Origin of the sequence: Enterobacter sp. DC4, from assembly GCF_000568095.1 — a bacterium.
Taxonomy (GTDB): Bacteria; Pseudomonadota; Gammaproteobacteria; order Enterobacterales; family Enterobacteriaceae; genus Enterobacter; species Enterobacter pseudoroggenkampii.
Map to the genome: position 1 here is coordinate 127,983 of NZ_AZUB01000008.1, position 25,259 is coordinate 153,241.

Below are 25,259 nucleotides of genomic sequence, written 5' to 3' on the forward strand. Positions count from 1 at the left end.
TGATGACAGAAGCGGGATACGCGTCCCGCTTCTGCGATTATAGACTTTCTTCCGCCGCGTCGCTCGTTTCACCAAAGAACTGCTGACAGAAGGGCTTACTGGCTCCCATTTTCTGCGACAGACGGCTGGCCGCCGCCTTCATCAACGGACCTATCTCCTTCTCACGACGATCTTCCGTCAGCCGTGAGATGGGGCCGGTCAGGGCTAACGCCGCAACCAGCTTGTCGTGAACGCCGAAAACAGGCATCGCAAACGCCGCGGTGTGGGGATCGCGTGCGCCTGATGTGTAGAAAGGGAGTTCAGCGTCTCCCTCCGGCAGGCTCTCATTGAGCCCCCAATGGCGCAAGACCTTACTGATGGCCGAATTATCGAGCGGGAACTGGCTGCCGGGAAGATTGCTGTGTCGCAGGCCGTGCGACGCTTCAGCGCGAAACAGGCAAAGGCGCTGCCCGCCCTCCAGCACATACCAGCTGGCACTCTCCTGAGACGCCAGGGAGAGTGCCTGAAGCTCTGGCTGAACCACCCGGGAAAGATGGAAAGATTGTTCATACAGCTTGCCGAGGTAAAGCAGACGTGGGCCAAGCGCATAATTGCCGTCTTCATGCCTTACGACGTAATTCATCCGTTCAAGAGAATTCATCAAGCGGTAAACCGTGGTTTTGTGATAACCCGACAGCTGTGCCAGCGCGGTCAGCGTCAGGCTCTCATCTCCAGGACGGAAGCAATCCAGTAAAGCCAGCGCTTTTTCAACCGCTACAACGCCTTCATTCCCCATCATTATCTCCTTGTTAGCCCGGCAGTGAGTGTACCTCAAATTTTGTGAGTCACTTCGTGTTTACATCACAAACGCCACCTCGGGTCTGGCTAAAAGGAAAGCAACACCGCTATAGTTGTTTTGTACTGTACACCTGCATTGTACCAAGTAAAACAATATGGAGGCATTCATGTCCGTTTCTGAAAAAAAACCGATTAATCGCCAGTTCGAACGCGTTTCTGCCGAGGACGTTCACCGGGCTGCCGAGTATCAGGCAGCCATTCTGGCCGACGTGGCCGGTCGCCGCGGTACGCTTCATGGCCGCATCAAACCGCTGGCCCCACACATGTCCGTTGCGGGTCCGGCCATCACCGTGGAAGTCCGTCCGGGCGATAATCTGGCGATTCATGCCGCGATGGCGGTGGCGCAACCCGGCGATGTCCTGGTCGTCGATGGCAAAGGCGACCTGAGCTGCGCGCTGCTGGGCGAAATCATGGCCACTCAGGCTCAGGCGAGCGGCATTGCGGGCATTATTATTGACGGCGCTGTACGTGACGCCGATTCCCTGAGCAAAGGCCACTACCCTGTCTTTTCTGCCGGTCTGAATCCATGCGGCCCGACAAAGTTAATTTCTGGCCGGGTTAATCATCCCGTTTCAGTCGCCGGGGCGACGGTTCAGGCCGGGGATCTGGTTGTCGCTGATATCGACGGCGTGGTCGTCATCCCGCGCGATGAGGTTCAGCAGGTCATCGCGCTGGCAAAAGAAAAGCTGGAGATGGAGACCCGGCGTCTTGCCGCCATCCGTGAAGGTGATTTACGTCCACACTGGCTTGATGACGCGCTTCGTAAGGCAGGTATGTTAGCTGACGGGGAGACGCTGTGATGGGGGGCAAAGACGTAATTCTGGTTACCGGAAGCGACCTGGCGGAGCAGGCCATGGTGATGTTGCAGGGCTTTGAGGTGGTGTTTGCAGGCCGCCAGCCCACAGAAGATGACCTGATCGCGCTGTGTGAACAACACAATCCCGTGGCGATTCTAGTTCGTTACGGCCGGATCACCGCGAAAGTGATGGATGCTGCCCCGGCTCTGCAGGTTATTTCCAAGCACGGAAGCGGGATCGATGTGATAGACCAGACGGCAGCGGCCGAGCGCAATATCGCCGTCCGCGCTGCGCCAGGCGCAAACGCAGCGGCAGTGGCTGAACATACCTGGGCGCTGATCCTCGCCTGCGCAAAGTCCGTGGTGCCTCTGGACAAGCGGCTGCGGGACGGGCACTGGGATAAGGCGACGCATAAATCCATTGAACTGGAGGGATTGACGCTGGGGCTAATCGGATTGGGCGCTATCGGCTCGCGCGTGGCAAATATTGGTCACGCCTTCGGCATGAAGGTGCTGGCTTACGATCCCTATGCTAAGTCCATGCCTGCCCTGTGCGAACGCGCAGAAACGCTGACCGGGATTCTTTCCCGTTCCGATGTTATCTCTTTGCACTGTCCGCTAACCGATGAGAACCGGGGGATGATCAATAGCCAGACGCTTGCACACTGCAAGCGGAACGCTATTCTGGTCAATACGGCACGCGGTGGACTGATCCACAGTGAATCATTACTGGCGGCGCTCCGGGATGGCACGCTGCACAGCGCAGCGCTGGACAGCTTTCCCCACGAGCCGCTGACGGCGCCGCACCTCTGGCAATCCGTAGAAAACGTGGTCATTTCACCGCATATTGGCGGCGTTACCGCAGCGTCATATATCAGGATGGGGACCGTGGCCGCGAGCAATATTCTGGCCGTGACGGACGTCACCACCGTCAGCCCGTAAAGCCAACCGCGACGAGTGGCAGCGCGCTTATGTCACTTGTCTTCTGCCAGCGCCTGAGCACACGCCCAGGCACTTGCCCATGCCCACTGGAAGTTGTACCCGCCGAGCCAGCCGGTCACATCCATCACTTCGCCAATAAAATAGAGCCCCGGCACGTTGCGCGCTTCCATGGTGCGGGAAGAGAGCTCATTCGTGTCGACCCCGCCCAGCGTCACTTCCGCCGTACGGTAGCCTTCCGTGCCGTTTGGCTGCACGCGCCAGTTTGTCAGGGTCTCTATCAGCATCTCCTGCTCGCGGCTGTTAAGCTGCTTGAGCGACACATCCGGGATCTGCCCCAGCACCTGCAAACACTCCACCAGACGCTTCGGCAGCTGCATTGCCAGCGTGTTTTTCAGGCTTTGATTCGGGTGCGCGGTACGCTGCTCGTTAAGGAACGCGTCGAGATCGCAGTCCGGGAGCAGGTTAACCGTGACGAATTCCCCCGGCTGCCAGTAGCTGGAGATTTGCAGTACCGCCGGGCCGGAGAGGCCGCGATGGGTAAAGAGCAGATTTTCACGGAACACCGTCCCGTCTTCGGCGGTAATGACGGAGGGAACAGACACGCCAGACAGCGTCTGAAGCTGTTCGAGAAGCGGTTTATGCAGCGTGAACGGCACCAGCCCGGCGCGCGTGGGCAAGACTTTCAGGCCAAACTGTTCGGCAATCTTATAGCCAAACGGGGAAGCGCCCAGACCCGGCATAGACAGGCCGCCGCTGGCGATCACCAGATTATCGGCACTGACGGTTTCACCGTTGAGCTGTAGCGTATAGCCCTGGCCGTCACGGGCGACTTCCAGCACTTCCGTGCGCAGGCGCATGACGACGCCGCCCTTCTCGCACTCGGCCACCAGCATATCGACAATCTGCTGCGCGGAGTCGTCGCAGAACAGCTGGCCCAGCGTCTTCTCATGCCATGCGATACCGTGCTTACCGACCAGGTCGATAAAATCCCACTGGGTATAACGCGCCAGCGCAGATTTACAAAAATGACGGTTTTGGCTCAAATAGGCCGCGGGTTCAACATACAGGTTAGTAAAGTTGCAGCGCCCGCCGCCGGACATCAGGATCTTACGGCCTGGCTTTTTACCGTTATCCAGCAGCAGCACGCGACGACCCGCCTGTCCGGCCATCGCCGCACAAAACATACCCGCCGCACCGGCGCCAATTACCACGGCATCAAACCTTTCCACGTCAAAACCCTCTTTGTTAACTGCCGCGGATTGTAAAGTTTCCTCTGTGGTCACACCAGCGTAAAAAGATATTACAAAGCCATTCCCTTGAAATTTAAAGAATATCCTTTCAGGCACTTTTCTCAAATCAGGTGGTATGTCAAAAAAAGTCTATATTTCACTTTGCCCGCCGTGCATTTGTCCTGGATAATGCGCCGCGTTCATGTCCTCAAAATGGCGTAACGTCCTATGCTACATTTGTTTGCCGGCCTGGATTTACATACCGGGCTTTTACTCTTGCTTGCTCTGGTTTTTGTACTGTTTTACGAAGCGATCAACGGCTTCCACGACACTGCAAACGCAGTAGCGACGGTTATCTACACTCGCGCAATGCGATCGCAGCTTGCGGTTGTTATGGCGGCGGTATTTAACTTTTTTGGTGTCCTCCTGGGCGGACTGAGCGTTGCGTATGCGATTGTGCATATGCTGCCAACGGATCTGCTGCTTAACGTTAGTTCTGGCCATGGCCTCGCCATGGTGTTCTCAATGCTGCTTGCTGCAATTATCTGGAACCTCGGTACCTGGTATTTCGGCCTGCCTGCATCCAGTTCTCACACCCTCATCGGCGCGATTATCGGTATCGGGTTAACCAACGCCCTCATGACCGGTACATCGGTTGTTGATGCGTTAAATATCCCGAAAGTACTGGGGATCTTTGCCTCTCTCATCGTCTCCCCTATCGTGGGTCTGGTGGTGGCAGGCGGGCTGATCTTCATCCTGCGTCGTTACTGGAGCAATACCAAAAAACGCTCCCGTATTCACCTGACGCCAGCAGAGCGTGAAAAGAAAGACGGCAAGAAAAAGCCGCCATTCTGGACGCGTATCGCCCTGATCATTTCCGCTATCGGCGTGGCTTTCTCACACGGCGCGAACGATGGTCAGAAAGGCATTGGTCTGGTGATGCTGGTACTGATTGGCGTTGCTCCGGCAGGCTTCGTGGTTAACATGAATGCCTCCGGCTACGAAATCACCCGTACTCGCGATGCGGTCAACAACGTCGAAATCTACTTCCAGCAGCATCCTGACCTGTTGAAGAAGGCGACCGGCGTTGACCAGTTAATCCCGTCACCGGAAGCCGGTGCCGCGACTGCGCCAGGCGAATTCCACTGCCATCCGGCAAACGCGATTAACGCGCTGGAACGTGCCAAAGGCATGCTGGGCAATATCGAAAGTTATGACAAACTGACCGTTGAGCAGCGTGGTCAGCTGCGTCGCATTATGCTGTGCATCTCTGATGTGACGGATAAAGTGGCGAAGCTGCCTGACGTGAATGCTGACGACCAGCGTCTCCTGAAGAAACTGAAAGGCGATATGCTCAACACCATTGAGTACGCGCCAATCTGGATCATCATGGCCGTCGCGCTGGCGCTCGGTATCGGTACGATGATTGGCTGGCGCCGTGTGGCGACCACCATTGGCGAGAAGATCGGTAAGAAAGGCATGACCTATGCGCAGGGTATGTCCGCGCAGATGACGGCGGCGGTGTCTATCGGTCTGGCGAGCTACACCGGTATGCCGGTATCCACCACCCACGTACTCTCCTCGTCCGTGGCAGGTACCATGATTGTTGACGGTGGCGGCCTGCAGCGCAAAACCGTGACCAACATTCTGATGGCCTGGGTGTTCACCCTTCCGGCATCCATCCTGCTTTCTGGCGGGCTGTACTGGATTTCGCTGAAGCTGATTTAATCGGTTGAAGGCACAAAAAGCGGGTCAGGAAACTGACCCGCTTTTTTTATGCTCAGTGCCAAATCATCAATGCAATCATGCTGACCACGACCAGCCCGCACAGGGCGCTGGTTAAAATAAACTGACGACGCAGGCGCTCGCAGCGACGGATAAACTCTTCATCGTGATGATCGCGGTAGCGCTGATAGTAGATATATCCCACCAGACGCATCTGTTTGCTGGGCTGTCCATGCGAGGTGAAGAACCCTCCACCGTCCACATACTGATAAAGCAACGGATCGCAACCACGAAGTACCACTAACAGCGCACGTAACGATGAGAAGTAGCGCGCCATATTCACTATGCAAACCACGCATAACGCCCAAAACAATGCGACGGTGCTAATCATACATCCTCCCCGGCGTCCGCCCACGAAGCAAGGCTTCTGAGCTACCGCACCCCAATGCCCTGACAGACAGTTCAGTGAAAGAATGACCAAAAGTCGATCCGGTTCGCGTTTTAATATCCGAACGGCTCATTTAATAGTGTAGGAGATCCGTTAATTTTTTTGCCACAAGGTTAATCGTTATCAACACCAAAGCTTGAAAAATATGTTTAACTGGGCCGTAATGAAAGCATCAGACGACGGCTTTCCCATTTAGTCATCGATAACTTAAGGAAGGAGTAACACTATGGCTTACAAACACATTCTCATCGCGGTAGACCTCTCCCCGGAGAGCAAAGTGCTGGTTGATAAAGCGGTATCCATGGCACGTCCCTACAACGCGAAAGTTTCGCTGATTCACGTTGATGTGAATTACTCCGACCTCTACACCGGTCTGATCGACGTCAATCTTGGCGATATGCAAAAGCGCATCTCCGAAGAGACGCACCACGCCCTGAGCGAACTATCCACTAACGCAGGCTATCCGATTACCGAAACCCTGAGCGGCAGCGGCGACCTGGGCCAGGTACTGGTTGATGCGATCAAGAAATATGACATGGACCTGGTGGTGTGCGGTCACCATCAGGACTTCTGGAGCAAGCTGATGTCTTCCGCGCGCCAGCTGATTAACACCGTTCACGTGGATATGCTGATTGTTCCACTGCGTGACGAAGAAGACGAGTAAGTGCGTTAAATTCCCCTCACCCTAACCCTCTCCCACAGGGAGAGGGGATAGAGCGAGGACGTAGGCCGGGTAAGGCGAAGCCGCCACCCGGCTTTTTTTATTCCGGCGTACCTGAGTAGATATCAAACCGGTGCCCTTTAGTGGTCACCGCGTTGGTGGTCGCAACGTCCGCCAGCGGCGGCGCATAGTCAGGGCGCTTCACCACCACCCGCTTCGTCGCCAGCTGACGAGCCGGCTCCAGCAGACCATCCGCATCCAAATCAGGCCCCACCAGAGACTGAAACACCCGCATCTCTTTCTTCACCAGCGCGCTTTTCTGCTTGTGCGGAAACATCGGGTCGAGATAGACCACCTGCGGGCGCGGGGTGATATCGGTCAGCGCCGTCAGGCTCGAGGCATGAATCAGCTGCAAACGCTCCTGCAACCACGGGCCGATTTCCGGGTCCGCGTAGCCACGGCTCAGACCGTCGTCGAGCAGGGCCGCCACCACCGGGTTACGTTCCAGCATCCGCACCCGACAGCCGACAGACGCCAGCACAAAGGCATCACGCCCCAGCCCCGCCGTGGCATCGACCACGTCCGGGAGGTAGCTTCCTTTAATCCCAACCGCTTTAGCCACCGCTTCGCCGCGACCGCCGCCGAACTTGCGCCGGTGCGCCATCGCCCCGCCGACAAAATCGACAAAAATCCCGCCGAGCTTCGGTTCGTCGCGCTTGCGTAATTCAAGATGTGCTGTGGTCATCACCAGCGCCATCGGGTTTTCTTCATCGTGCTCCAGCCCCCAGCGGGCCGTCAGAACAGATAAGGCGCCGTCTCCGGCGCCTGTTTCATCCACTAAGCAGATCTTCACGTAACAATCAGCCTTTGATCCCGTAATGCTCAAGCATCGCATCCAGCTGCGGCTCGCGGCCGCGGAAGCGTTTGAACAGCACCATTGGCTCTTCGGAACCGCCGCGGGTCAGGATGTTGTCGAGGAACGACTGGCCGGTTTCGCGGTTGAAGATCCCCTCTTCTTCGAAGCGAGAGAAGGCATCCGCCGCCAGCACGTCGGCCCACAGGTAGCTGTAGTAACCCGCCGCGTAGCCGCCTGCAAAGATATGGCTGAACGCGTGCGGGAAGCGGCCCCAGGTTGGCCCTGGGATCACGGCGACCTGCTTTTTAATCTCGGCCAGGGTTTCAAGGATTTTCGCGCCCTGCTCCGGGCTGAACTCGGCGTGCAGGCGGAAGTCGAACAGGCCGAACTCCAGCTGACGCAGGATGAACATCGCCGCCTGGTAGTTCTTCGCCGCCAGCATTTTATCCAGCAGCTCCTTCGGCAGCGGTTCGCCGGTCTCATAGTGACCGGAGATAAACGCCAGCGCGTCCGGCTCCCAGCACCAGTTTTCCATAAACTGGCTCGGCAGCTCGACCGCATCCCACGGCACACCGCTGATACCGGCCACGCCTGCGGTTTCGATGCGGGTCAGCATATGGTGCAGACCGTGACCGAACTCGTGGAACAGGGTGATCACTTCATCGTGAGTAAAGAGCGCAGGTTTGCCGTTCACCGGACGGTTAAAGTTACAGGTCAGGTAGGCGACCGGCTTCTGCAGAGAACCGTCGGCTTTACGCATCTGGCCCACGCAGTCGTCCATCCACGCCCCGCCGCGCTTGTTCTCACGCGCGTAGAGATCGAGATAGAAGCTGCCGCGCAGTTCGTTTTTCTCGTCATACAGCTCGAAGAAGCGCACGTCCGGATGCCAGACGTCGATATCGGTACGCTCTTTGGCGGTGATGCCATAGATGCGTTTTACCACTTCGAACAGGCCGTTAACGGCTTTGTTTTCCGGGAAGTACGGGCGCAGCTGCTCGTCGCTGATGCTGTAGAGATGCTGCTTCTGTTTTTCGCTGTAGTAAGCAATATCCCACGGCTGCAGCTCGTCCACGCCAAACTCCGCTTTCGCGAAGGCGCGGAGCTGGGCCAGCTCTTTTTCACCCTGCGGACGGGCGCGTTTCGCCAGATCGGTCAGGAAGTCGAGCACCTGCTGCGGATTTTCCGCCATTTTGGTGGCGAGAGATTTGTCGGCGTAGTTCTCAAAGCCCAGCAGCTGGGCCAGCTCGTGACGCAGGGCGAGGATTTCCGCCATCACCGGGCTGTTGTCCCACTTACCGGCATTCGGCCCCTGATCGGAGGCGCGGGTGCTGTAGGCGCGGTACATCTCTTCGCGAAGCGCCTGGTTGTCGCAGTAGGTCATCACCGGCAGATAGCTCGGGATATCCAGGGTTAGCAGAAAGCCATCCTGCTCTTTCGCCTCGGCCTGGGCTTTTGCCGCCGCCAGGGCGCTTTCCGGCATGCCTGTCAGCTCCGTTTCGTCGGTAATCAGCTTCGTCCAGCCCATGGTGGCGTCGAGCACGTTGTTGCTGTACTGGTTGCCCAGCTCGGACAGGCGCGCGGCAATTTCACCGTAGCGGGTCTGCTTCTCTTTTGGCAGGCCAATCCCGGACAGCTCAAAATCACGCAGGGCGTTATCGACCGATTTTTTCTGCGCCGTGTTCAGTTCGGCATAATGGTCGCCGTCGCGCAGGTCGCGGTAGGCTTTGTAGAGCCCTTCGTGCTGGCCGACCCAGGTGCTGTACTCAGAGAGCAGCGGCAGGGTCTGTTCGTAGGCTTCGCGCAGTTCCGGGCTGTTTTTTACCGAGTTCAGGTGGCTCACCGGGGAGAAAATACGCCCCAGCACGTCGTCCACTTCGGCCAGCGGCTGACACAGATTTTCCCAGGTGTACGGCGCGCCCTGCGCTACCACGCTTTCTACCGCCGCGCGGCAGTTGTCCAGCGATTGCGTAACGGCTGGAACCACATGCTCAGGGAGGATTTTAGAAAACGGCGGCAACGAAAAAGGCGTCAGTAATGGATTGGTCATAAACGCTGTCCTGTTGAAATAGGTGAATGAAGCGCGCATCCGGCGCTGTGCATATGCGATCTAGAATGGGGTTAAGTGTAGAGGATTTCAATGCCAGACGTGGCGGAAAAGAGCCCGGTGGCGCTGCGCTTACCGGGCCTACGGGTAATCTGCGCCGTTCTGCTGTAAACTGTGGCAAATCGTCAATTCAGCGGAATATCATCACCCATGCTCAGTTATCGCCACAGCTTCCACGCTGGCAACCACGCCGACGTCCTTAAACACACCGTTCAGAGCCTGATCATCGAATCGCTCAAAGAGAAAGAGAAGCCGTTTCTCTATCTGGACACCCACGCGGGCGCGGGCCGTTATCAGCTGAGCGGCGAGCATGCCGAGCGTACCGGTGAATATCTGGAAGGGATCGCCCGCATCTGGCAGCAGGACGACCTGCCTGCCGAGCTGGAGCCGTACATCGGCGTGGTGAATCACTTCAACCGCAACGGCCAGCTGCGCTACTACCCGGGATCACCGCTGATTGCACGCCAGCTGCTGCGCGAGCAGGACAGCCTCCAGCTGACCGAGCTGCATCCGAGCGACTTCCCGCTGCTGCGTTCTGAATTCCAGAAAGACAGCCGCGCCCGCGTGGAAAAATCCGACGGCTACCAGCAGCTGAAAGCCAAGCTGCCGCCGGTTTCCCGTCGCGGCCTGGTGCTTATCGACCCGCCGTACGAGATCAAAACCGACTATCAGGCGGTGGTGACAGGCATCCATGAAGGCTACAAACGCTTCGCTACCGGAACATACGCCCTGTGGTACCCGGTGGTGCTGCGCGCGCAAATCAAACGCATGATCAAGGATCTGGAAGCGACCGGCATCCGCAAAATCCTGCAGATTGAGCTGGCGGTACGTCCGGACAGCGATCAGCGCGGTATGACCGCCTCCGGCATGATTGTAATCAACCCGCCGTGGAAGCTCGAAGCGCAGATGAACAACGTGCTGCCGTGGCTGCATAAAACGCTGGTGCCAGCGGGTACAGGCCACGCCACCGTCAGTTGGATCGTGCCGGAGTAATCGCAGCCATCGGTGGAAACTATTGATTTCAGGTATACAATCGCGGCAATTCACGATTAAGGACAAAAGCTATGACTAAGCATTATGACTACATCGCAATCGGCGGCGGCAGCGGCGGCATCGCCTCCATCAACCGCGCGGCCATGTACGGCCAGAAGTGCGCGCTGATTGAAGCCAAAGCGCTGGGCGGCACCTGCGTGAACGTGGGTTGTGTACCGAAGAAAGTGATGTGGCATGCGGCGCAGATCCGTGAAGCTATCCATATGTATGGCCCGGACTACGGCTTTGACACCACCATTAATAACTTTGACTGGGACAAGCTGATTGCCAGCCGTACCGCCTACATCGACCGTATTCACACCTCCTACGACAACGTGCTGGGCAAAAATAACGTCGACGTTATCCACGGCTTCGCCCGCTTTGTGGACGCGAAAACGATCGAAGTGAACGGTGAGACGATCACCGCCGATCACATCCTGATCGCCACCGGCGGTCGTCCGAGCCACCCGAATATCCCGGGCGTGGAATACGGCATCGACTCCGACGGTTTCTTCGAGCTGCCTGCCCTGCCAAAACGCGTTGCCGTGGTGGGCGCGGGTTACATCGCGGTGGAGCTGGCTGGCGTGATTAACGGTCTGGGTGCCGAAGCGCACCTGTTCGTGCGCAAACACGCGCCGCTGCGCAGCTTCGATCCGCTGATCGTTGATACGCTGGTTGAAGTGATGAACACCGAAGGTCCAACCCTGCATACCAACGCCGTGCCAAAAGCGGTCGTGAAAAATGCAGACGGCAGCCTGACCCTGGAGCTGGAAGATGGCCGCAGCCAGACCGTCGATTGCCTGATCTGGGCGATCGGCCGTGAACCGGCTAACGATAACTTCAACCTGGGCGTGACCGGCGTGAAAACCGACGAAAAAGGCTATATCGTCGTCGATAAATTCCAGAACACCAGCGTACCGGGCATTTACGCGGTCGGCGACAATACCGGTGCGGTTGAGCTGACCCCAGTGGCCGTTGCGGCGGGTCGTCGTCTTTCCGAGCGCCTGTTTAACAACAAGCCGGACGAGCATCTGGACTACAGCAACATCCCGACCGTGGTCTTCAGCCACCCGCCAATCGGCACCGTCGGCTTAACCGAGCCGCAGGCGCGCGAGCAGTATGGCGACGACCAGGTGAAAGTGTATAAATCGGCGTTTACCGCGATGTATACCGCCGTCACCTCTCACCGTCAGCCGTGCCGCATGAAGCTGGTCTGCGTCGGTCCGGACGAGAAGATTGTCGGTATTCACGGCATCGGTTTCGGTATGGACGAGATCCTGCAGGGCTTCGCCGTGGCGCTGAAAATGGGCGCAACGAAGAAAGACTTTGATAATACCGTGGCAATCCACCCAACGGCGGCGGAAGAGTTTGTGACCATGCGTTAAGGGCTTTTCGCAGGAAAGCACGTCATCAAAACTGGCCTTTGCGGGCCAGTTTTTTTATATGGCTCGATAATTTAAAGATAAAGCTTCATCATCCCAGCGAATATAAAATCATCATCACGCTAAAAAGGAATTGAGATGAAAGCGCTTATTGGGTTGACCCTACTTCTTTTTTGCTTTGCCGCCGCCTCCTCTGACCAAATCACCTTCTGGGATACCCCTCAGCACGGCGGAAACAGCTTTAACCGCCTGCCGCCCACGCAGGAATACTATGATGCGCTGCGTGGCTATGGCGCGACGTGGGTTCGCCTCTCTTATGATAAATGGAAACCTGCCGGGAGAGATTTTCTTCTCGGCAACGCCGACGGCTACCGTGGGCTCGAGGTGACAGACCTCGCGACGCTCAAAGCCTCCATCAGGAAAGCACACGCGGCCGGGCTACAGGTTGTCATTGCCCCACTCTCTTTACCCGGCATGCGCTGGGCGCAAAATAACAATAACCAGTTTGATGACCGCATCTGGCAGGACAAAAAATACTGGCAGGAAGCCGCTCAGTTCTGGCGTGATTTGGCCCAGGCCCTGAAGGACGAACCGGGCATTGCGGCCTGGAACCTGGTCAATGAACCCGCGCCTGAAAAAAGAGGCAACATTAGCGAGCAGGCGTCGCCAGAGGCGTTAAAAACCTGGTATCAGCAGCAGCAAAGTACGGCGCGTAACCTCCCCGCTCTCTACAATCAGATTATTGCCGCCATCCGCGAGGTCGATGCCACCACACCGATTATGGTCGATGGAGGCTGGTACGCCTCCGCGCGTGGTTTTTCTGGTTGGCCGTCCGCGCTTGAGGATAAGCGGGTGCTCTACAGCTTCCACATGTACGAGCCCTATGATTTCACCAGCGCGCCAAATGCACGCCGCAAGGTGCCGTTCGACTATCCAGGCATGATCACGTTCGGCGGTAAAAAGGTGAAATGGGACGCTACGGCCATAGAGAAATGGATGAACGCGCCCTTTGACTGGGCGAAGCAGAATGGTATTCCGGCCAACCGGGTTGTCGCGGGAGAGTTTGGCTGCGTTCGCACGCTGCAGGGCTGCCGGCAGTGGCTTAATGATGTCCTGACCGTCCTCGACAAACATCATGCACACTGGGCATTTTATGCGTTTCGTGAAGATGCCTGGGACGCCATGGACTATGAGCTGGGGAAAAAACCGGTGCCGTGGGCCTACTGGAAAGCCATCGAGGATAACGCACCGGATACGATCAAGCGCCATTCTACCGAGGAATTTGAACCGATTGCTAAGCGGCTAAAACAAGGCCTTTGATCCGGGATACTCGCCTCTTGTTCAGTAACCTCTTTTGAAGAGGCTACTGTTAACAGACATAAATCGTTGCAAAACGAATGCTCCGAAAATAGTGATCTACCGCACATATTCCTCCCCCTCTACCGAAGCGAATGTCTACGCTTATAAGACGCCCGGATAAACCTGTCTTTTGAACACACAACCGGAGGTCCCTATCACCATGTTCAACCAGAAACTACAGGCTACCGAGAACATCGAATTCGAGATTGCAGAAGAGCTGCGCTACGAGACCGATCCCTGCGAGTTGAAACTGGATGAAATGATTGAGGCGGAGCCGGAACCCGAAATGATCGAGGGGCTACCCGCCTCCGATGCGTTGACGCCCGCAGACCGCTATCTTGAACTGTTTGAGCATGTGCAGTCGACGCGGCTGTTTGCGGACAGTAAAACCTTCCCCGACTGCGCACCGAAGATGGATCCGCTGGATATCCTGATCCGCTACCGCAAGGTCAGACGCCACCGGGACTTCGACCTGCGCCAGTTTGTGGAGAACCACTTCTGGATGCCGGAAACGTACGGCACCGAGTATGTCTCCGACCCGGGACTCTCCCTGAAAGAGCACATTGATAACCTGTGGCCGGTGCTGACGCGCGAGCCGCAGGATCATATTCCCTGGTCTTCCCTGCTGGCGCTGCCGCAGGCCTATATCGTTCCCGGCGGGCGATTCAGCGAGACCTACTACTGGGATTCCTATTTCTCCATGCTGGGGCTGGCGGAGAGCGGTCGTAACGACCTGCTCAAGTGCATGGCGGACAACTTCGCCTGGCTGATTGAACGCTACGGGCATATCCCCAACGGCAACCGCACCTATTATCTCAGCCGCTCACAGCCGCCGGTCTTTGCGCTGATGGTGGAGCTGTTCGAGGAGGACGGCGTGCGCGGTGCGAAACGCTATCTGGATCACCTCAAAATGGAGTACGCCTTCTGGATGGACGGCGCGGAGTCGCTGCTGCTAAACCAGGCCTACCGCAGCGCCGTACGTATGCCGGACGGTTCACTGCTCAACCGCTACTGGGATGACCGCGATACCCCGCGCGACGAATCGTGGATCGAGGACGTGGAAACTGCCCGCCACTCGGGGCGACCGCCAAACGAGGTCTATCGCGATCTGCGGGCGGGGGCGGCGTCAGGCTGGGATTATTCGTCCCGCTGGCTGCGCGATCCGTCGCGGCTCGCCAGCATCCGCACGACGCAGTTTATCCCCATCGACCTGAACGCCTTCCTGTTCAAGCTGGAAAGCGCGATTGCCAACATCTCGGCGTCGAAAGGGGACAAAGAGACGGCCGACCTGTTCCGCCAGAAAGCCAGCGATCGCCGCGCGGCGGTGAACCGCTATCTGTGGGACGAGGAGAGCGGCTGTTACCGCGATTATGACTGGCGACGCGAAGAGCTGGCGCTGTTTTCTGCCGCCAGCATCGTGCCGCTGTATGTCGGCATGGCAACCCACGAGCAGGCCGAGCGCCTGTCGGATGCGGTCAAGGCACGACTGCTCACGCCGGGCGGGATTCTGGCGACCGAGTACGAAACCGGCGAGCAGTGGGATAAACCCAACGGCTGGGCGCCGCTGCAGTGGATGGCGATTCAGGGGTTCAAGCAGTACGGCAACGACTCGCTGGGAGATGAAATCGCCTGGAGCTGGCTGCATACGGTGAACCATTTTTATCAGACGCACCATAAGCTGATTGAGAAGTACCACATCGCCAGCAGCACGCCGCGCGAAGGGGGCGGTGGGGAGTATCCGCTGCAGGATGGTTTCGGCTGGACGAACGGCGTGGTGCGGCGGCTGATTGGGTTGTATGGGGAGCCTTGAGCAGGGTGCGGGGTGCGCTCTGGTGCCCTCACCCCGGCCCTCTCCCACAGGGAGAGGGAGAACAACTTAGCGGATCACCTCATAAATGGCGCTCTGAATGGACTGCCATTTTTTCGTGGTGGCATCTGGCTGTGACTTCGCACGGCGTGTGGCCATGTCGAGATCGTGCTGCTGGCGTTTCACCACGGCAGGCACGGTGCAGAACGCTTTAAGATACTCTTTACGTACCGAGGTCAGAGACTCGCCGTTCGACATCGCGTGGCTGAGCGTGTTGATGAAGCGGCGACACGGCTTCTCCTCCACCATGTTTTGCCGGTAGCGTAACATCAGCTCCAGCACGTCATCATAGCCTGCCGACATCGCCTCTTCGGTCCAGGACAGCTTCCAGTCCATACCACCCTGCAAAAAGAGCTGGGTCACGCGGGTGTCGTTGCGGTTAATGGCCGAGCGGAAATTATTCTCGTCCCAGGTCACCCCCATGCGCGTGAGCGTTTCACGCGAGGAAGGCGTCTCGCGCATTTCCTGTGGTGGTGCCGCTTCAGCCGCGCTGGCGGTCGCAGGCTGCGTTTTACTACTGGTAACCAGCCAGAATCCCCCCGCCACGATGGCAATCACCATGACGCCAACCGCCCCCCATAGCGCGCCGGAAATAAGCTGCTCGCGTTGTTCGGGGGTGCGCGGCGCGCGCTGGGTCGGCTTTTCAATGGTGTCGCGGACTTCAAACAGATCCCCACCGGTGACCCGATCCATTTTCTGCGCCTTTTCCCAGAAGGTATGCAGTTCGCTGGCATCTACCGCCATGAATCCCGCCGGATTGACGCGCGTTCTCCCCTCTTCAAACGCGCGTTGAACGGGCCGTGCGATCTGCGCGTAGTAGTTATCCAGCAGCTGTATTTGCGCCGAGCTCAACGTTTTCTGAACGGTGATGCTGTTGCGAATTTGCCGGATGTCGTCGAGGAAGGTTTGCAGCGTTTTACGCGGTTCAACCAGCAGCGTCAGCATGGACGGATCGCTGAACAGCGAAGCGTAATAGCGGCTGAACTCTTTTTTATCCACCAGCATTTGCGCCAGCTCGCTGAACATCATGCCGCTCAGGACATCGTTGATCTCGCCCAGCTTCAGCCAGCGCCGAACGCGATCGGCGTTAAACAAGGTCTTCAGATGATTGTTCAGCCGAACCTGATCGGGCCAGGCCTGCTGGATGAGCCCTTTAATCATCAGCTCAATCGCCCGCACCTGCTTGTGCGCCTGCTGTTGCTGAAGTTCGCTTCCCGGTGCCAGGTCCGTGCTGTAGGTCAACAGAGGCTGCTGCAGGCGCAGGTGTTCCAGCGCGGTAACAAACCGCATCGCCGCAATAAGCTGGTTTTCACTCACATCCTGTCCGCTTTCATACTGCGGAACGCGCTGCTGCAGCAGGCGCAGCTGGAGCGTAAATTCCGACATCTCGGCATCATTCAGGTTGAGTTTTTTCGCAACGGCTCCCCAGCCGCCCAGCGCTAATCGAGCACTGTCGAGTTGCTCCAGAAACCAGCGTGGATCTTTGCCCTCAGAAGCATGTACATTCAGAAGTAGCAAAATTTCCACCGACGCATGGCGAATGACCGCCAGACAGTGTTCGAACTGTTCGCGAATATGATGTGATGTACTGAGACTCATTGTTTTCCTTAAGCGACAACGAAGACATCCGGAATGGGCACGAGACGGCCTTTTTTTCTTTTTATTTATACGCGATTAACCATACCTGACTTTCTGTTGAAATAAAGTGACAACCCTAAAATCATTTAAAATGTTTCAGGAGAATCTGAATGCCGGTTTTAATTACCCCTCGCCTTACCTGTTCACCTCTGCTGGAACAAGACTGGCCCTTTTTTCTGGCATTACAGCAGCATCCCGACGTCATGCGCTTTGTGGCGGAAAACCGCCCCGTTGCGGCGATCCGCGAGGCATTTGATTCACGCCTGACGCCCTGGTCACCGGGCAGCGCGCACTGGCTCTGTCTCGTTGTACGTGACAAAGCCTCACAGGCCCCGCTGGGCGTCACCGGGTATATTCATCGGGAGGAGGACTGTGCCGAAGTGGGCTTCCTTTTCGCACCCGAGGCGCAGGGGAAAGGCTACGGCTTTGAATCCCTGAAAGCGCTTTGTGATTACGCTTTTCATCAGGGCGGTATACGTCGACTCACCGCCACCGTCACCGTGGGAAATGTCGCTTCAAGACGCCTGCTGGAAAAAGCCCGCTTTCGCCTGGAAGGCGAATTACGCGAGAGCTATTATCTTGCGGGGCGCTGGCAAAATGACTGGTTATTTGGTTTATTGCAGCAGGAATACCTGAATAATAATGCCTGATCAACAGCCATTTGGCGGATATTTCTCAGACGTCGTTTCCTCTACAGTATCGATCTTAAGAGGAAATGAATATGAAAGGTCATGCGCTGAAAATATCTTCTGCCGCCATTGCGTTAATAAAAAAACATCAGGGTCTTTCTCTGGAGAAATATTGTGACGAAAACGGATTATGGGTTATCGGCTATGGCCACGTTATCCGCGATCGGGGACATTTTCACGGTCCCATCACGCCTGCCGAGGCAGAAGATTTGCTGCATGACGATATTCAGCTGTGTGAGGCGCTGCTGCGGGAAAGTGTGACACGTCCATTAACCCAACAGCAGCATGATGCGCTGGTTATGATGGTATTCAGCTTCGGAGAGATGCCCTCGCTCCCAAACGCGATTTTTCAGGCCTTCGCACGGGTATAGTACATGGCAGCCTGCGTTCTGTTTTTCACGTCCAGCCGCCGGAAAAGCGCCTCGAGATGCGCTTTTACCGTGGCCGCACTGATGTTGAGATTGCGGCCAATCTCTTTATTTGACTCCCCCGCCGCCAGCAATTCCAACACGTCGCGCTGACGCTCGCTCAGGGATGATAACGCCTGAGACGACGGCTGCCTGACCCACTCCCCGGGAAAACAGACCATCCCTCTGGACACCGAATCCAGCACAGCGGAAAACCGCTCGGGACTGGCATTTCGGGGAATAATGGCCATGATGTTTCGCTGCCGCAATTGCTCAACCCATCTGGCCTCTTTTTTCGCCAAAACCAGAATCACGCGTATCGCCGGAAAGCGTTGTAGCATCTCTTCCAGCAAAGCGTTCCCCTCGTCCTGCATTAAATTCCCGTCAATCATGACGATAGCTGACGGTGAAGCGGAAATCTGGGTCCATAAATCGTCTGCCTGACAGGTCCCTGTCATATCTATTTCCGGAATGAGCGTCTGAAGACTGTGTATCGCTCCGTGAATAAAGAGTGACTGCCTGTCAAACATGATTACTCGCATCGTTTTTTATCCCTCTGAGAATAGCGAAGGGGGATTCTACAGAGGGGTTATTTAAGAAAAAACTCAACGAATGGAGACGTTACAAAACCCCCGAGTTCTTTATATCTGTCCGTATTTAGACACACTGACCTTAAGGATTTCCTTAAGCGCGTAGATCACAGGAACATGCCGCCTGAGACTTCAATACGTTGCGCATTCATCCAGCCCAGTTTGTCGCTGAGCAGTGCCGAAATGGCATCGCCAATATCGTCCGGCAGCCCCACCCGTCCCAGCGCCGTTTGCGAGGCCAGCAGCTGATTCAGCTCCGCGTTGTCGCGCACGCGTCCGCCGCCAAAGTCAGTTTCAATCGCGCCCGGCGCGATGATATTGACGGCGATCCCGCGCGCGCCCAGCTCTTTCGCCTGATAACGCGTCAGCACTTCCATCGCCCCCTTCATGGCCGCGTAGGTCCCTGAGCCCGGCTGGGTAAAGCGGGCCAGCCCGCTGGAGACGTTGAGGATCCGTCCCCCGTCGTTCAGCAACGGCAGCAGGCGCTGGGTCAGGAAGAAAGGTCCTTTGAAATGAACGTTCAGCGCCTCATCAAACTGGGCTTCCGTCGTGTCGGTATAGGGCGCATATAAACCCGTTCCGGCATTGTTCAATAAATAGTCAAAAGTTTCACGCTGCCAGACACGCCTAAGGGTTTCCTGAAGCTGTTGGGCAAAATGATCAAAACCCGTGATATCCCCGACGTTGAGCTGTAATGCCGCTGCGTTAACGCCTTTTTCCTGAATTTCATGCACAACATCCAGCGCTTCCTGCTGGCTACGGTTGTATGTCAGGACGATTCCCGTGCCGTCTGCCGCCAGCTTTAACGCAGCGTTTTTACCCAGACCACGGCTACCACCCGTCACTAATGCGATACGTTCACTCATCATAAACCTCGTTTTGGCTGTTAAGGAGATTGAGAAAGAGCTTATTAGGTGATAGAAAATCAATAAAGATGGATTAAAACGCTTCACTGTTTCAGCTGTAACAACAATGAGCTTCCGCTATGGATAAAATTCACGCAATGCAGTTATTCGTCCGCGTCGCGGAACTGGAGAGTTTTTCCCGCGCGGCCGAAACATTAACCCTGCCGAAAGGCAGCGTTTCACGACAAATTCAGGCCCTGGAAAACCGGCTTGGCACCCAGCTATTGCACCGCACCACGCGCCGCGTCAGCCTGACGCAGGACGGCATGGTCTATTACGAGCGGGCAAAAGATCTGCTGGCAAACCTTGATGAACTCGACGGTATGTTTCAGCACGATCCCTCCAGCATCAGCGGACGGCTCCGCGTGGATATGCCCGTCGGCGTTGCTCGAAATTTAGTCATCCCCAAACTGCCTGCTTTCCTGCAGCATTATCCGGGCATTGAACTGGAACTCAGCAGCAGCGATCGCCTGGTGGATGTGATCCGTGAAGGGTTTGATTGCGTCGTCCGCGTCGGCACGCTGAAAGATTCAGGGCTGATTGCCCGTCCGCTGGGCAAGCTGTCGGTGATAAACTGCGCCAGTCCGGATTATCTGGCGCGTTTTGGCTACCCGGAAACGCTGGACGGTTTAGGCTCACACGCCGTGATCCACTACGCCGCGATGCTGGGAACCCGCCCGCAGGGCTTTGAGTTTTATAACGGCAGTGCAACGCAGTGGGTAAAAACGGGCGGGGTGTTAACCGTTAACAGCACGGAAACTTACCAGGCTGCCTGCCTCGCCGGACTGGGCATTATTCAGGTTCCGCGGGTTGGGGTGCGCGATCTACTGCGCGCGAAGAAACTGGTTGAGATCCTGCCGCAATACCGGGCCGAACCGATGCCTGTCTACCTGATTTATCCCCACCGCCGCAACCTCTCCCGACGGGTCCATCTGTTCATGGAGTGGCTAACCGAACTCACAAAAGCTTACGTGGACTAGTCGCAAGCTATAATTCAGTAACATCCAGCCAAACGAAAAGGAAAAGACGCGTGACGCCGGAAAACAACCCGCAACGACCCACCCAACATTTAGAGTATGAGCCCGTCAAAAAGATGGAAACCGGGCCTGAAGAGGCCAGGTCCCCTGGTACCGCCAGCAAAGCGCTGGGGACCGTCACCGGCATTGTCGCCAGAATTCAGCAGTTTCCCATGATTGCGCATCTGATACGCGCGACCGAACGCTTTAATGACCGCATGGGAAACCAGTTTGGTGCCGCCATCACCTATTTTTCCTTCCTGTCGATGATCCCAATCCTGATGGTGTCGTTTGCGGCGGCCGGTTTTGTGCTCGCGTCGCACCCGACGCTGCTGCAGGATATCTTCAATAAGATCCTGAATAACGTCAGTGACCCGACCCTTGCCAGCACGCTCAAAAGCACCATCAATACCGCCGTGCAGCAGCGTACTACCGTCGGTATCGTCGGCTTGCTGATTGCCCTTTACTCCGGCGTTAACTGGATGGGCAACCTGCGCGAGGCCATTCGCGCCCAGTCGCGCGATGTCTGGGAGCGTAAGCCGCAGGACCAGGAGAAAATTTGGGTTAAGTATCTCCGCGATTTTGTTTCTCTGATTGGCCTGCTTGTCGCGCTCATCGTGACGCTTTCCATTACCTCCGTGGCAGGCTCGGCGCAGCAGATGATCATCTCCGCGCTTTACCTTGATTACATCGAATGGCTGAAGCCGGCCTGGCGCAGCATTGGTCTGGCCATTTCCATCTTTGCCAATTACCTGCTGTTCTTCTGGATCTTCTGGCGCTTGCCCCGCCATCGTCCGCGTAAGAAGGCGCTGATCCGCGGCACGTTGATTGCGGCGATCGGCTTTGAAGCGATCAAAATCGTGATGACCTACACCTTACCGTCACTGGTTAAATCCCCTTCCGGCGCGGCGTTTGGCTCGGTGCTGGGGCTGATGGCGTTCTTCTACTTCTTCGCGCGTTTGACCCTGTTCTGCGCGGCGTGGATTGCCACTGCCGAGTACAAAGACGACCCGCGAATGCCGGGCAAAACGCACCGGTAACCCCACTCTCGGGCTGAAATTTCAGCCCGATTCATCATTTCAGCATATAAATCCAGGCTGTAACTTTTATTTAACCGAAAACCAGTTTTATTGACTGATATTTAAAATCTGTGAAGCATTTCATAGACCTGTTTTGGCTGGCCTGAAAATTATCCGCTTTTTGTTGCTTTTATCACCAGTGCGCGGCTTTGTTACAGATTGAAATGTCGCTTTTGCTGTGCGTAATATGGCCTTTCGTTCGACAAAAATAAGAAAATATTATGCAAGCAACCGCCACCACACTCGACTCAGGAACGGAAAACGTTCCGGTAAACTCGCGCAATAAAGTTGTCGTCGCATCGCTGATTGGCACCGCCATTGAGTTCTTCGACTTTTATATTTATGCCACCGCCGCGGTCATCGTCTTCCCGCATATTTTCTTCCCGCAGGGCGATCCGACGGCAGCCACGCTGCAGTCTCTGGCGACCTTTGCTATCGCGTTTGTTGCGCGTCCGATTGGCTCTGCGCTGTTTGGACACTTTGGCGATCGCATTGGCCGCAAAGTCACCCTGGTGGCCTCGCTGCTGACGATGGGCATCTCCACCGTGGCCATCGGCCTGCTGCCTACGTATGAGACCATCGGCATTCTGGCGCCGGTCCTGCTGGCGCTGGCGCGTTTTGGTCAGGGTCTGGGCCTTGGCGGCGAATGGGGCGGCGCGGCGCTGCTGGCCACCGAGAACGCCCCTGTGCGCAAGCGCGCGCTGTATGGCTCATTCCCGCAGCTGGGCGCACCGATTGGCTTCTTCTTTGCCAACGGGACGTTCCTGCTGCTCTCCTGGCTGCTGACGGATGAACAGTTCATGAGCTGGGGCTGGCGTATTCCGTTTATCTTCTCAGCCGTGCTGGTGCTGATTGGCCTGTACGTGCGCGTTTCTCTGCATGAGACCCCAGTTTTCGCGAAAGTGGCCGCGGCGAACAAGCAGGTGAAAGTGCCGCTGGGTACGCTGCTGACCAAACACGTCCGCGTGACCGTGCTGGGCACGTTCATCATGCTGGCAACCTATACGCTGTTCTACATCATGACCGTTTACTCCATGACCTTCAGTACCGCCGCCGCGCCGGTTGGGCTGGGTCTGCCGCGTAACGAAGTGCTGTGGATGCTGATGATGGCGGTGATCGGGTTTGGCGTGATGGTTCCGATTGCGGGCCTGCTGGCGGATAAGTTCGGTCGCCGCGCGAGCATGATTACCATCACCACGCTGATCATTCTGTTTGCCCTGTTCGTCTTCCCGCCGCTGCTGGGTTCAGGTAGCCCGGCGCTGGTGATGGCCTATCTGCTGATTGGCCTGAGCCTGATGGGGCTGACCTTCGGCCCGATGGGTGCGCTGCTGCCAGAGCTGTTCCCGACGGAAGTGCGCTATACCGGTGCGTCGTTCTCCTATAACGTCTCGTCTATTCTGGGCGCCTCCGTAGCGCCGTATATCGCCACCTGGCTGCAGGCGAACTATGGTCTGTTCTATGTGGGGGTTTATCTGGCGGCAATGGCGGGGCTGACGCTGATTGCGCTGCTGCTGACGCACGAGACGAAGCACCAGGCTCTGTAATTCACTGCGAGCGGTCTGATGCCCTCACCCCGGCCCTCTCCCACAGGGAGAGGGAGAAAGGCGTTACTTCTTCATCTGCGACAAAATAGTCCGGCACTGATTCGCCTCGCCTTCTGACGGCGAAATCAAGGCCAGCAGCGCTGCGGCTGGAGTGACCAGCGTCGCAAGCGCCGCAGCCACTGCGCCACGCGCAATCAGCGGTCCGGGCTTCACGCCCGCCTGCGGATTTTTGAAGGTCCCGCGCACGTAAAGCGGCGAGCGCAGGGTGATGATACGAATCCCCTTACTTTCCGGGTCAATCGTCAGATCAAGCTGCTCCGAGGCCATGCTGGCGGTACCGGTCACGTTAATCACCGCGTTTTCCGTGTCAAAGGCAAAAATCTGCGGGCGCGCCACGCCGTTAACCAGATCCAGATTGGCCGCCGCGCAGTTCACACGCACCTCGTCATCACCGAAGATTTGCCCGATGACGTAGTTACCGACGTTCAGCCCCAGGATCTCCATCAGGTTGCGGCTCACCAGCCCATCGTTCATCAGCAGCTTCAGGTTACCATTGCCGCTGCCCAGCAGCGCCGCAACCGAGTTCCCCACGCCGCGAATATCGGCATCACCGTTCATTTCACCGAGGGTTTTCTGCATCAACTCGACGTTCGGCATCAGCGCTTTCAGCTTTAATCGACGCGCCTGAATCTCCGCCCGTCCCTGCATCGGCTTCTTATCGCCTTCCAGGTGAATGTTCGAGGAGATCGTCCCGCCCGCCATGCCAAACTTCAGCGGCTGCAGGCGCAGGTCGGCGTTTTTGAGGATGATATGGGTCGAGAGATCGCTCAACGGCAACGTGCTGCCATGCTCAATTTTCCCGCCTTTGAAGCGCACATCCGCATCCATCACGTTCCATTTATCCGTCTCAAAACGTTCATAAGGCAGCACTTTGCCGGCAGGCTGAGGATCTTTCTTCACTTCTTTTGACTTCGTACCTTTACCGGAATCAACGCCGATCAGCGGGCCCAAGTCGGCCAGACGCAGCTGACGGGACTCAACATCTCCTTCCAGTTTCGGGCGCGGTTTTCCGGTGGTGTAGGTCAGCGTGCCGTGGATGTCGCTGTCGCCGATCCGACCGTTAAAATCCCGGTAGTCAAAAACGGACGATTTTTCGGTGTCGATTTTGGCGACCAGATGCCCGTCCGTTTCGAAAGGTGGGGTATCCGGCAGCAGAACGCCGGTCAGTTCATACAGCTCGCCCAGCGAATCACCGGCAAATTTGAGCTGAAGGTCCACGCCCCCCATATTCATCGGGTCGTTGACCGTGCCCACGAACGCCACGCGGGTGTTACCGGAACGGAAGTCCGCCTGCACCGGGAACGGCGTGCCTTCGCTCCGTAGCGCCAGCATGCCGCCTATTTTCCCTTTACCGCTGAGCGGCTGGTCGTTATAGCGTCCTTTTGCCGTCAGGCCGAAGACATAGTCGCCCACGCTTGCCGCATCACCTTTCGCTTTCGTCCCCGTGACCTCGCTGAACGGCAGCGGCTTGCCCAGCGGATCGACCAGGATCTCCACATCCGCCTTGCTGACCTTATCGTCGATGGCGATCCGTCCGCGATCGAAGAGAATGTTGTCGAGACGGAATGACCAGGAAGAAGGCTGGGCATTCGGATCTTTTTCGCTGTCGCTGGCCAGGCTAAACGTCCAGTTGTTGTTTTTTTCGGAGAGGCGGATCAGGCGCGCATCGGGCTGCTGAAGTTTGATCCACGGCAGATAGACCGTTTTGGTGAAGAGTGCCAGCGGAGCCAGCGTGGCTTCAACCCGCGGCAGGTGGATCATAGTGACGTCCGGGATATCCGGCGGGTTGCCGAGAATGATGTCGTCAGCATGGATATGTGGCCAGGGGATCCAGCTTCGCCAGCCGGGCTCCTCTTTCTGGCGTTCCCATACCACACCTAAATCACCCCGTATGGCGAAGGGGCGGTTCAGCTCGGTTGAGACTTTCTGGTTGATGGTCGGCTTGAGACGGTTCCAGTCAAACGTCGCAATAATGATGGCGACAACCACGATCAACAACAAGAAAATCCCTGCTGTCCAGGAGATTACCCTGGTTGTTCTTGTCATTTTTATCCCCTTTCCTGATGACCTGTCCTGTAAAACTATAGTCCAGA

At 56.8% G+C, this 25,259-nt stretch carries 22 protein-coding genes; 13 read left to right on the forward strand and 9 right to left on the reverse strand.

Annotated features, from left to right (window positions below; all coding sequences use genetic code 11):
• Positions 1 to 37: 37 nt before the first annotated feature.
• Positions 38 to 775: an IclR family transcriptional regulator gene (locus P349_RS04310; RefSeq protein ID WP_032648255.1), complete on the reverse strand. Its 738-nt coding sequence runs from the start codon at positions 773 to 775 to the stop codon at positions 38 to 40.
• A 169-nt stretch (positions 776 to 944) separates the two neighbouring features.
• On the opposite strand from P349_RS04310, the gene P349_RS04305 reads away from it, so the two are divergent.
• Positions 945 to 1,637 carry an RraA family protein gene (locus P349_RS04305; protein WP_032648252.1) on the forward strand — a complete coding sequence of 231 codons (693 nt, stop codon included), beginning with the start codon at positions 945 to 947 and terminating at the stop codon, positions 1,635 to 1,637.
• Positions 1,637 to 2,575 (forward strand): NAD(P)-dependent oxidoreductase, encoded by a 939-nt coding sequence (locus tag P349_RS04300; RefSeq protein WP_032648250.1) that lies wholly within the window; start codon positions 1,637 to 1,639, stop codon positions 2,573 to 2,575. The genes P349_RS04305 and P349_RS04300 overlap by 1 nt, the downstream gene beginning before the upstream one ends.
• A gap of 32 nt (positions 2,576 to 2,607) precedes the next feature.
• Here the strand turns inward: P349_RS04300 and P349_RS04295 are convergent, their stop codons facing one another.
• A complete protein-coding gene (locus P349_RS04295) occupies positions 2,608 to 3,804 on the reverse strand; it encodes an NAD(P)/FAD-dependent oxidoreductase (protein ID WP_032648386.1) in 1,197 nt (398 codons plus the stop codon).
• Positions 3,805 to 4,032: 228 nt separating this feature from the next.
• Between P349_RS04295 and pitA the strand changes: the two genes are divergently transcribed.
• Positions 4,033 to 5,532, forward strand: coding sequence for an inorganic phosphate transporter PitA (gene pitA / locus P349_RS04290; RefSeq protein WP_032648248.1), 1,500 nt, complete (start codon positions 4,033 to 4,035; stop codon positions 5,530 to 5,532).
• A 52-nt stretch (positions 5,533 to 5,584) separates the two neighbouring features.
• Here pitA and uspB read toward each other — a convergent pair whose 3' ends face one another.
• A complete protein-coding gene (gene uspB / locus P349_RS04285) occupies positions 5,585 to 5,920 on the reverse strand; it encodes a universal stress protein UspB (RefSeq protein WP_003861224.1) in 336 nt (111 codons plus the stop codon).
• Between the two features lie 283 nt (positions 5,921 to 6,203).
• On the opposite strand from uspB, the gene uspA reads away from it, so the two are divergent.
• Complete coding sequence (uspA, locus tag P349_RS04280; protein ID WP_003861223.1) at positions 6,204 to 6,641, forward strand: universal stress protein UspA; 438 nt, start codon at positions 6,204 to 6,206, stop codon at positions 6,639 to 6,641.
• Positions 6,642 to 6,738: 97 nt separating this feature from the next.
• Here uspA and rsmJ read toward each other — a convergent pair whose 3' ends face one another.
• Together rsmJ and prlC are read right to left on the reverse strand one after the other, a co-directional pair.
• Positions 6,739 to 7,491 (reverse strand): 16S rRNA (guanine(1516)-N(2))-methyltransferase RsmJ, encoded by a 753-nt coding sequence (rsmJ, locus tag P349_RS04275; RefSeq protein ID WP_032648246.1) that lies wholly within the window; start codon positions 7,489 to 7,491, stop codon positions 6,739 to 6,741.
• Positions 7,492 to 7,498: 7 nt separating this feature from the next.
• A complete protein-coding gene (gene prlC, locus P349_RS04270) occupies positions 7,499 to 9,541 on the reverse strand; it encodes an oligopeptidase A (protein ID WP_032648244.1) in 2,043 nt (680 codons plus the stop codon).
• A 207-nt stretch (positions 9,542 to 9,748) separates the two neighbouring features.
• Here prlC and P349_RS04265 point away from each other — a divergent pair, with 207 nt between their 5' ends.
• The 4 genes from P349_RS04265 (at position 9,749) to P349_RS04250 (ending at position 15,181) form a co-directional block, all read left to right on the forward strand.
• Positions 9,749 to 10,591, forward strand: coding sequence for a 23S rRNA (adenine(2030)-N(6))-methyltransferase RlmJ (locus P349_RS04265; protein ID WP_023333753.1), 843 nt, complete (start codon positions 9,749 to 9,751; stop codon positions 10,589 to 10,591).
• A 71-nt stretch (positions 10,592 to 10,662) separates the two neighbouring features.
• Complete coding sequence (gorA, locus tag P349_RS04260; RefSeq protein WP_024908845.1) at positions 10,663 to 12,015, forward strand: glutathione-disulfide reductase; 1,353 nt, start codon at positions 10,663 to 10,665, stop codon at positions 12,013 to 12,015.
• Between the two features lie 135 nt (positions 12,016 to 12,150).
• Positions 12,151 to 13,332: a glycoside hydrolase family 5 protein gene (locus P349_RS04255; protein WP_081758223.1), complete on the forward strand. Its 1,182-nt coding sequence runs from the start codon at positions 12,151 to 12,153 to the stop codon at positions 13,330 to 13,332.
• Between the two features lie 199 nt (positions 13,333 to 13,531).
• Positions 13,532 to 15,181 (forward strand): alpha,alpha-trehalase, encoded by a 1,650-nt coding sequence (locus P349_RS04250; protein ID WP_032648240.1) that lies wholly within the window; start codon positions 13,532 to 13,534, stop codon positions 15,179 to 15,181.
• A gap of 66 nt (positions 15,182 to 15,247) precedes the next feature.
• Here the strand turns inward: P349_RS04250 and P349_RS04245 are convergent, their stop codons facing one another.
• The gene (locus tag P349_RS04245) at positions 15,248 to 16,837 is read right to left on the reverse strand and encodes an STY4199 family HEPN domain-containing protein (RefSeq protein ID WP_032648239.1); all 1,590 of its coding nucleotides are present in this window, start codon (positions 16,835 to 16,837) and stop codon (positions 15,248 to 15,250) included.
• Positions 16,838 to 16,986: 149 nt separating this feature from the next.
• Here P349_RS04245 and P349_RS04240 point away from each other — a divergent pair, with 149 nt between their 5' ends.
• Positions 16,987 to 17,526, forward strand: coding sequence for a GNAT family N-acetyltransferase (locus tag P349_RS04240; protein WP_032648238.1), 540 nt, complete (start codon positions 16,987 to 16,989; stop codon positions 17,524 to 17,526).
• 71 nt (positions 17,527 to 17,597) lie between these two features.
• A complete protein-coding gene (locus P349_RS04235; RefSeq protein ID WP_032648236.1) occupies positions 17,598 to 17,936 on the forward strand; it encodes a lysozyme in 339 nt (112 codons plus the stop codon).
• On the opposite strand, the gene P349_RS04230 is transcribed toward P349_RS04235, so the two are convergent.
• Both P349_RS04230 and P349_RS04225 read right to left on the reverse strand, forming a co-directional pair.
• Positions 17,915 to 18,514, reverse strand: coding sequence for a helix-turn-helix transcriptional regulator (locus P349_RS04230; RefSeq protein WP_032648233.1), 600 nt, complete (start codon positions 18,512 to 18,514; stop codon positions 17,915 to 17,917). The two genes, P349_RS04235 and P349_RS04230, sit on opposite strands and share 22 nt — an antisense overlap.
• Before the next feature lie 155 nt (positions 18,515 to 18,669).
• Entirely contained in the window at positions 18,670 to 19,428 is a 759-nt protein-coding gene (locus P349_RS04225; protein WP_032648231.1) for an SDR family NAD(P)-dependent oxidoreductase, read from the reverse strand.
• 119 nt (positions 19,429 to 19,547) lie between these two features.
• Here P349_RS04225 and P349_RS04220 point away from each other — a divergent pair, with 119 nt between their 5' ends.
• The 3 genes from P349_RS04220 (at position 19,548) to P349_RS04210 (ending at position 23,106) form a co-directional block, all read left to right on the forward strand.
• Positions 19,548 to 20,447, forward strand: a complete 900-nt coding sequence (locus tag P349_RS04220; RefSeq protein WP_032648230.1) for a LysR family transcriptional regulator — start codon at positions 19,548 to 19,550, stop codon at positions 20,445 to 20,447.
• 50 nt (positions 20,448 to 20,497) lie between these two features.
• Positions 20,498 to 21,523 carry an inner membrane protein YhjD gene (yhjD, locus tag P349_RS04215; RefSeq protein WP_032648228.1) on the forward strand — a complete coding sequence of 342 codons (1,026 nt, stop codon included), beginning with the start codon at positions 20,498 to 20,500 and terminating at the stop codon, positions 21,521 to 21,523.
• Positions 21,524 to 21,783: 260 nt separating this feature from the next.
• Positions 21,784 to 23,106: an MFS transporter gene (locus tag P349_RS04210; protein ID WP_032648227.1), complete on the forward strand. Its 1,323-nt coding sequence runs from the start codon at positions 21,784 to 21,786 to the stop codon at positions 23,104 to 23,106.
• 63 nt (positions 23,107 to 23,169) lie between these two features.
• Here P349_RS04210 and P349_RS04205 read toward each other — a convergent pair whose 3' ends face one another.
• Positions 23,170 to 25,212: an AsmA family protein gene (locus P349_RS04205; RefSeq protein ID WP_032648225.1), complete on the reverse strand. Its 2,043-nt coding sequence runs from the start codon at positions 25,210 to 25,212 to the stop codon at positions 23,170 to 23,172.
• Positions 25,213 to 25,259: the final 47 nt, after the last annotated feature.

Coding starts and splice junctions, on each gene's coding strand:
- P349_RS04265 (WP_023333753.1), top strand. CDS start 9,749: ATGCTCAGTTATCGCCACAGCTTCCACGCTGGCAACCACGCCGACGTC.
- uspB (WP_003861224.1), bottom strand. CDS start 5,920: ATGATTAGCACCGTCGCATTGTTTTGGGCGTTATGCGTGGTTTGCATA.
- P349_RS04230 (WP_032648233.1), bottom strand. CDS start 18,514: ATGCGAGTAATCATGTTTGACAGGCAGTCACTCTTTATTCACGGAGCG.
- P349_RS04220 (WP_032648230.1), top strand. CDS start 19,548: ATGGATAAAATTCACGCAATGCAGTTATTCGTCCGCGTCGCGGAACTG.
- P349_RS04250 (WP_032648240.1), top strand. CDS start 13,532: ATGTTCAACCAGAAACTACAGGCTACCGAGAACATCGAATTCGAGATT.
- uspA (WP_003861223.1), top strand. CDS start 6,204: ATGGCTTACAAACACATTCTCATCGCGGTAGACCTCTCCCCGGAGAGC.
- P349_RS04225 (WP_032648231.1), bottom strand. CDS start 19,428: ATGAGTGAACGTATCGCATTAGTGACGGGTGGTAGCCGTGGTCTGGGT.
- P349_RS04205 (WP_032648225.1), bottom strand. CDS start 25,212: ATGACAAGAACAACCAGGGTAATCTCCTGGACAGCAGGGATTTTCTTG.
- prlC (WP_032648244.1), bottom strand. CDS start 9,541: ATGACCAATCCATTACTGACGCCTTTTTCGTTGCCGCCGTTTTCTAAA.
- pitA (WP_032648248.1), top strand. CDS start 4,033: ATGCTACATTTGTTTGCCGGCCTGGATTTACATACCGGGCTTTTACTC.
- P349_RS04245 (WP_032648239.1), bottom strand. CDS start 16,837: ATGAGTCTCAGTACATCACATCATATTCGCGAACAGTTCGAACACTGT.
- P349_RS04235 (WP_032648236.1), top strand. CDS start 17,598: ATGAAAGGTCATGCGCTGAAAATATCTTCTGCCGCCATTGCGTTAATA.
- P349_RS04255 (WP_081758223.1), top strand. CDS start 12,151: ATGAAAGCGCTTATTGGGTTGACCCTACTTCTTTTTTGCTTTGCCGCC.
- gorA (WP_024908845.1), top strand. CDS start 10,663: ATGACTAAGCATTATGACTACATCGCAATCGGCGGCGGCAGCGGCGGC.
- P349_RS04210 (WP_032648227.1), top strand. CDS start 21,784: ATGCAAGCAACCGCCACCACACTCGACTCAGGAACGGAAAACGTTCCG.
- P349_RS04300 (WP_032648250.1), top strand. CDS start 1,637: ATGGGGGGCAAAGACGTAATTCTGGTTACCGGAAGCGACCTGGCGGAG.
- P349_RS04305 (WP_032648252.1), top strand. CDS start 945: ATGTCCGTTTCTGAAAAAAAACCGATTAATCGCCAGTTCGAACGCGTT.
- P349_RS04310 (WP_032648255.1), bottom strand. CDS start 775: ATGGGGAATGAAGGCGTTGTAGCGGTTGAAAAAGCGCTGGCTTTACTG.
- P349_RS04240 (WP_032648238.1), top strand. CDS start 16,987: ATGCCGGTTTTAATTACCCCTCGCCTTACCTGTTCACCTCTGCTGGAA.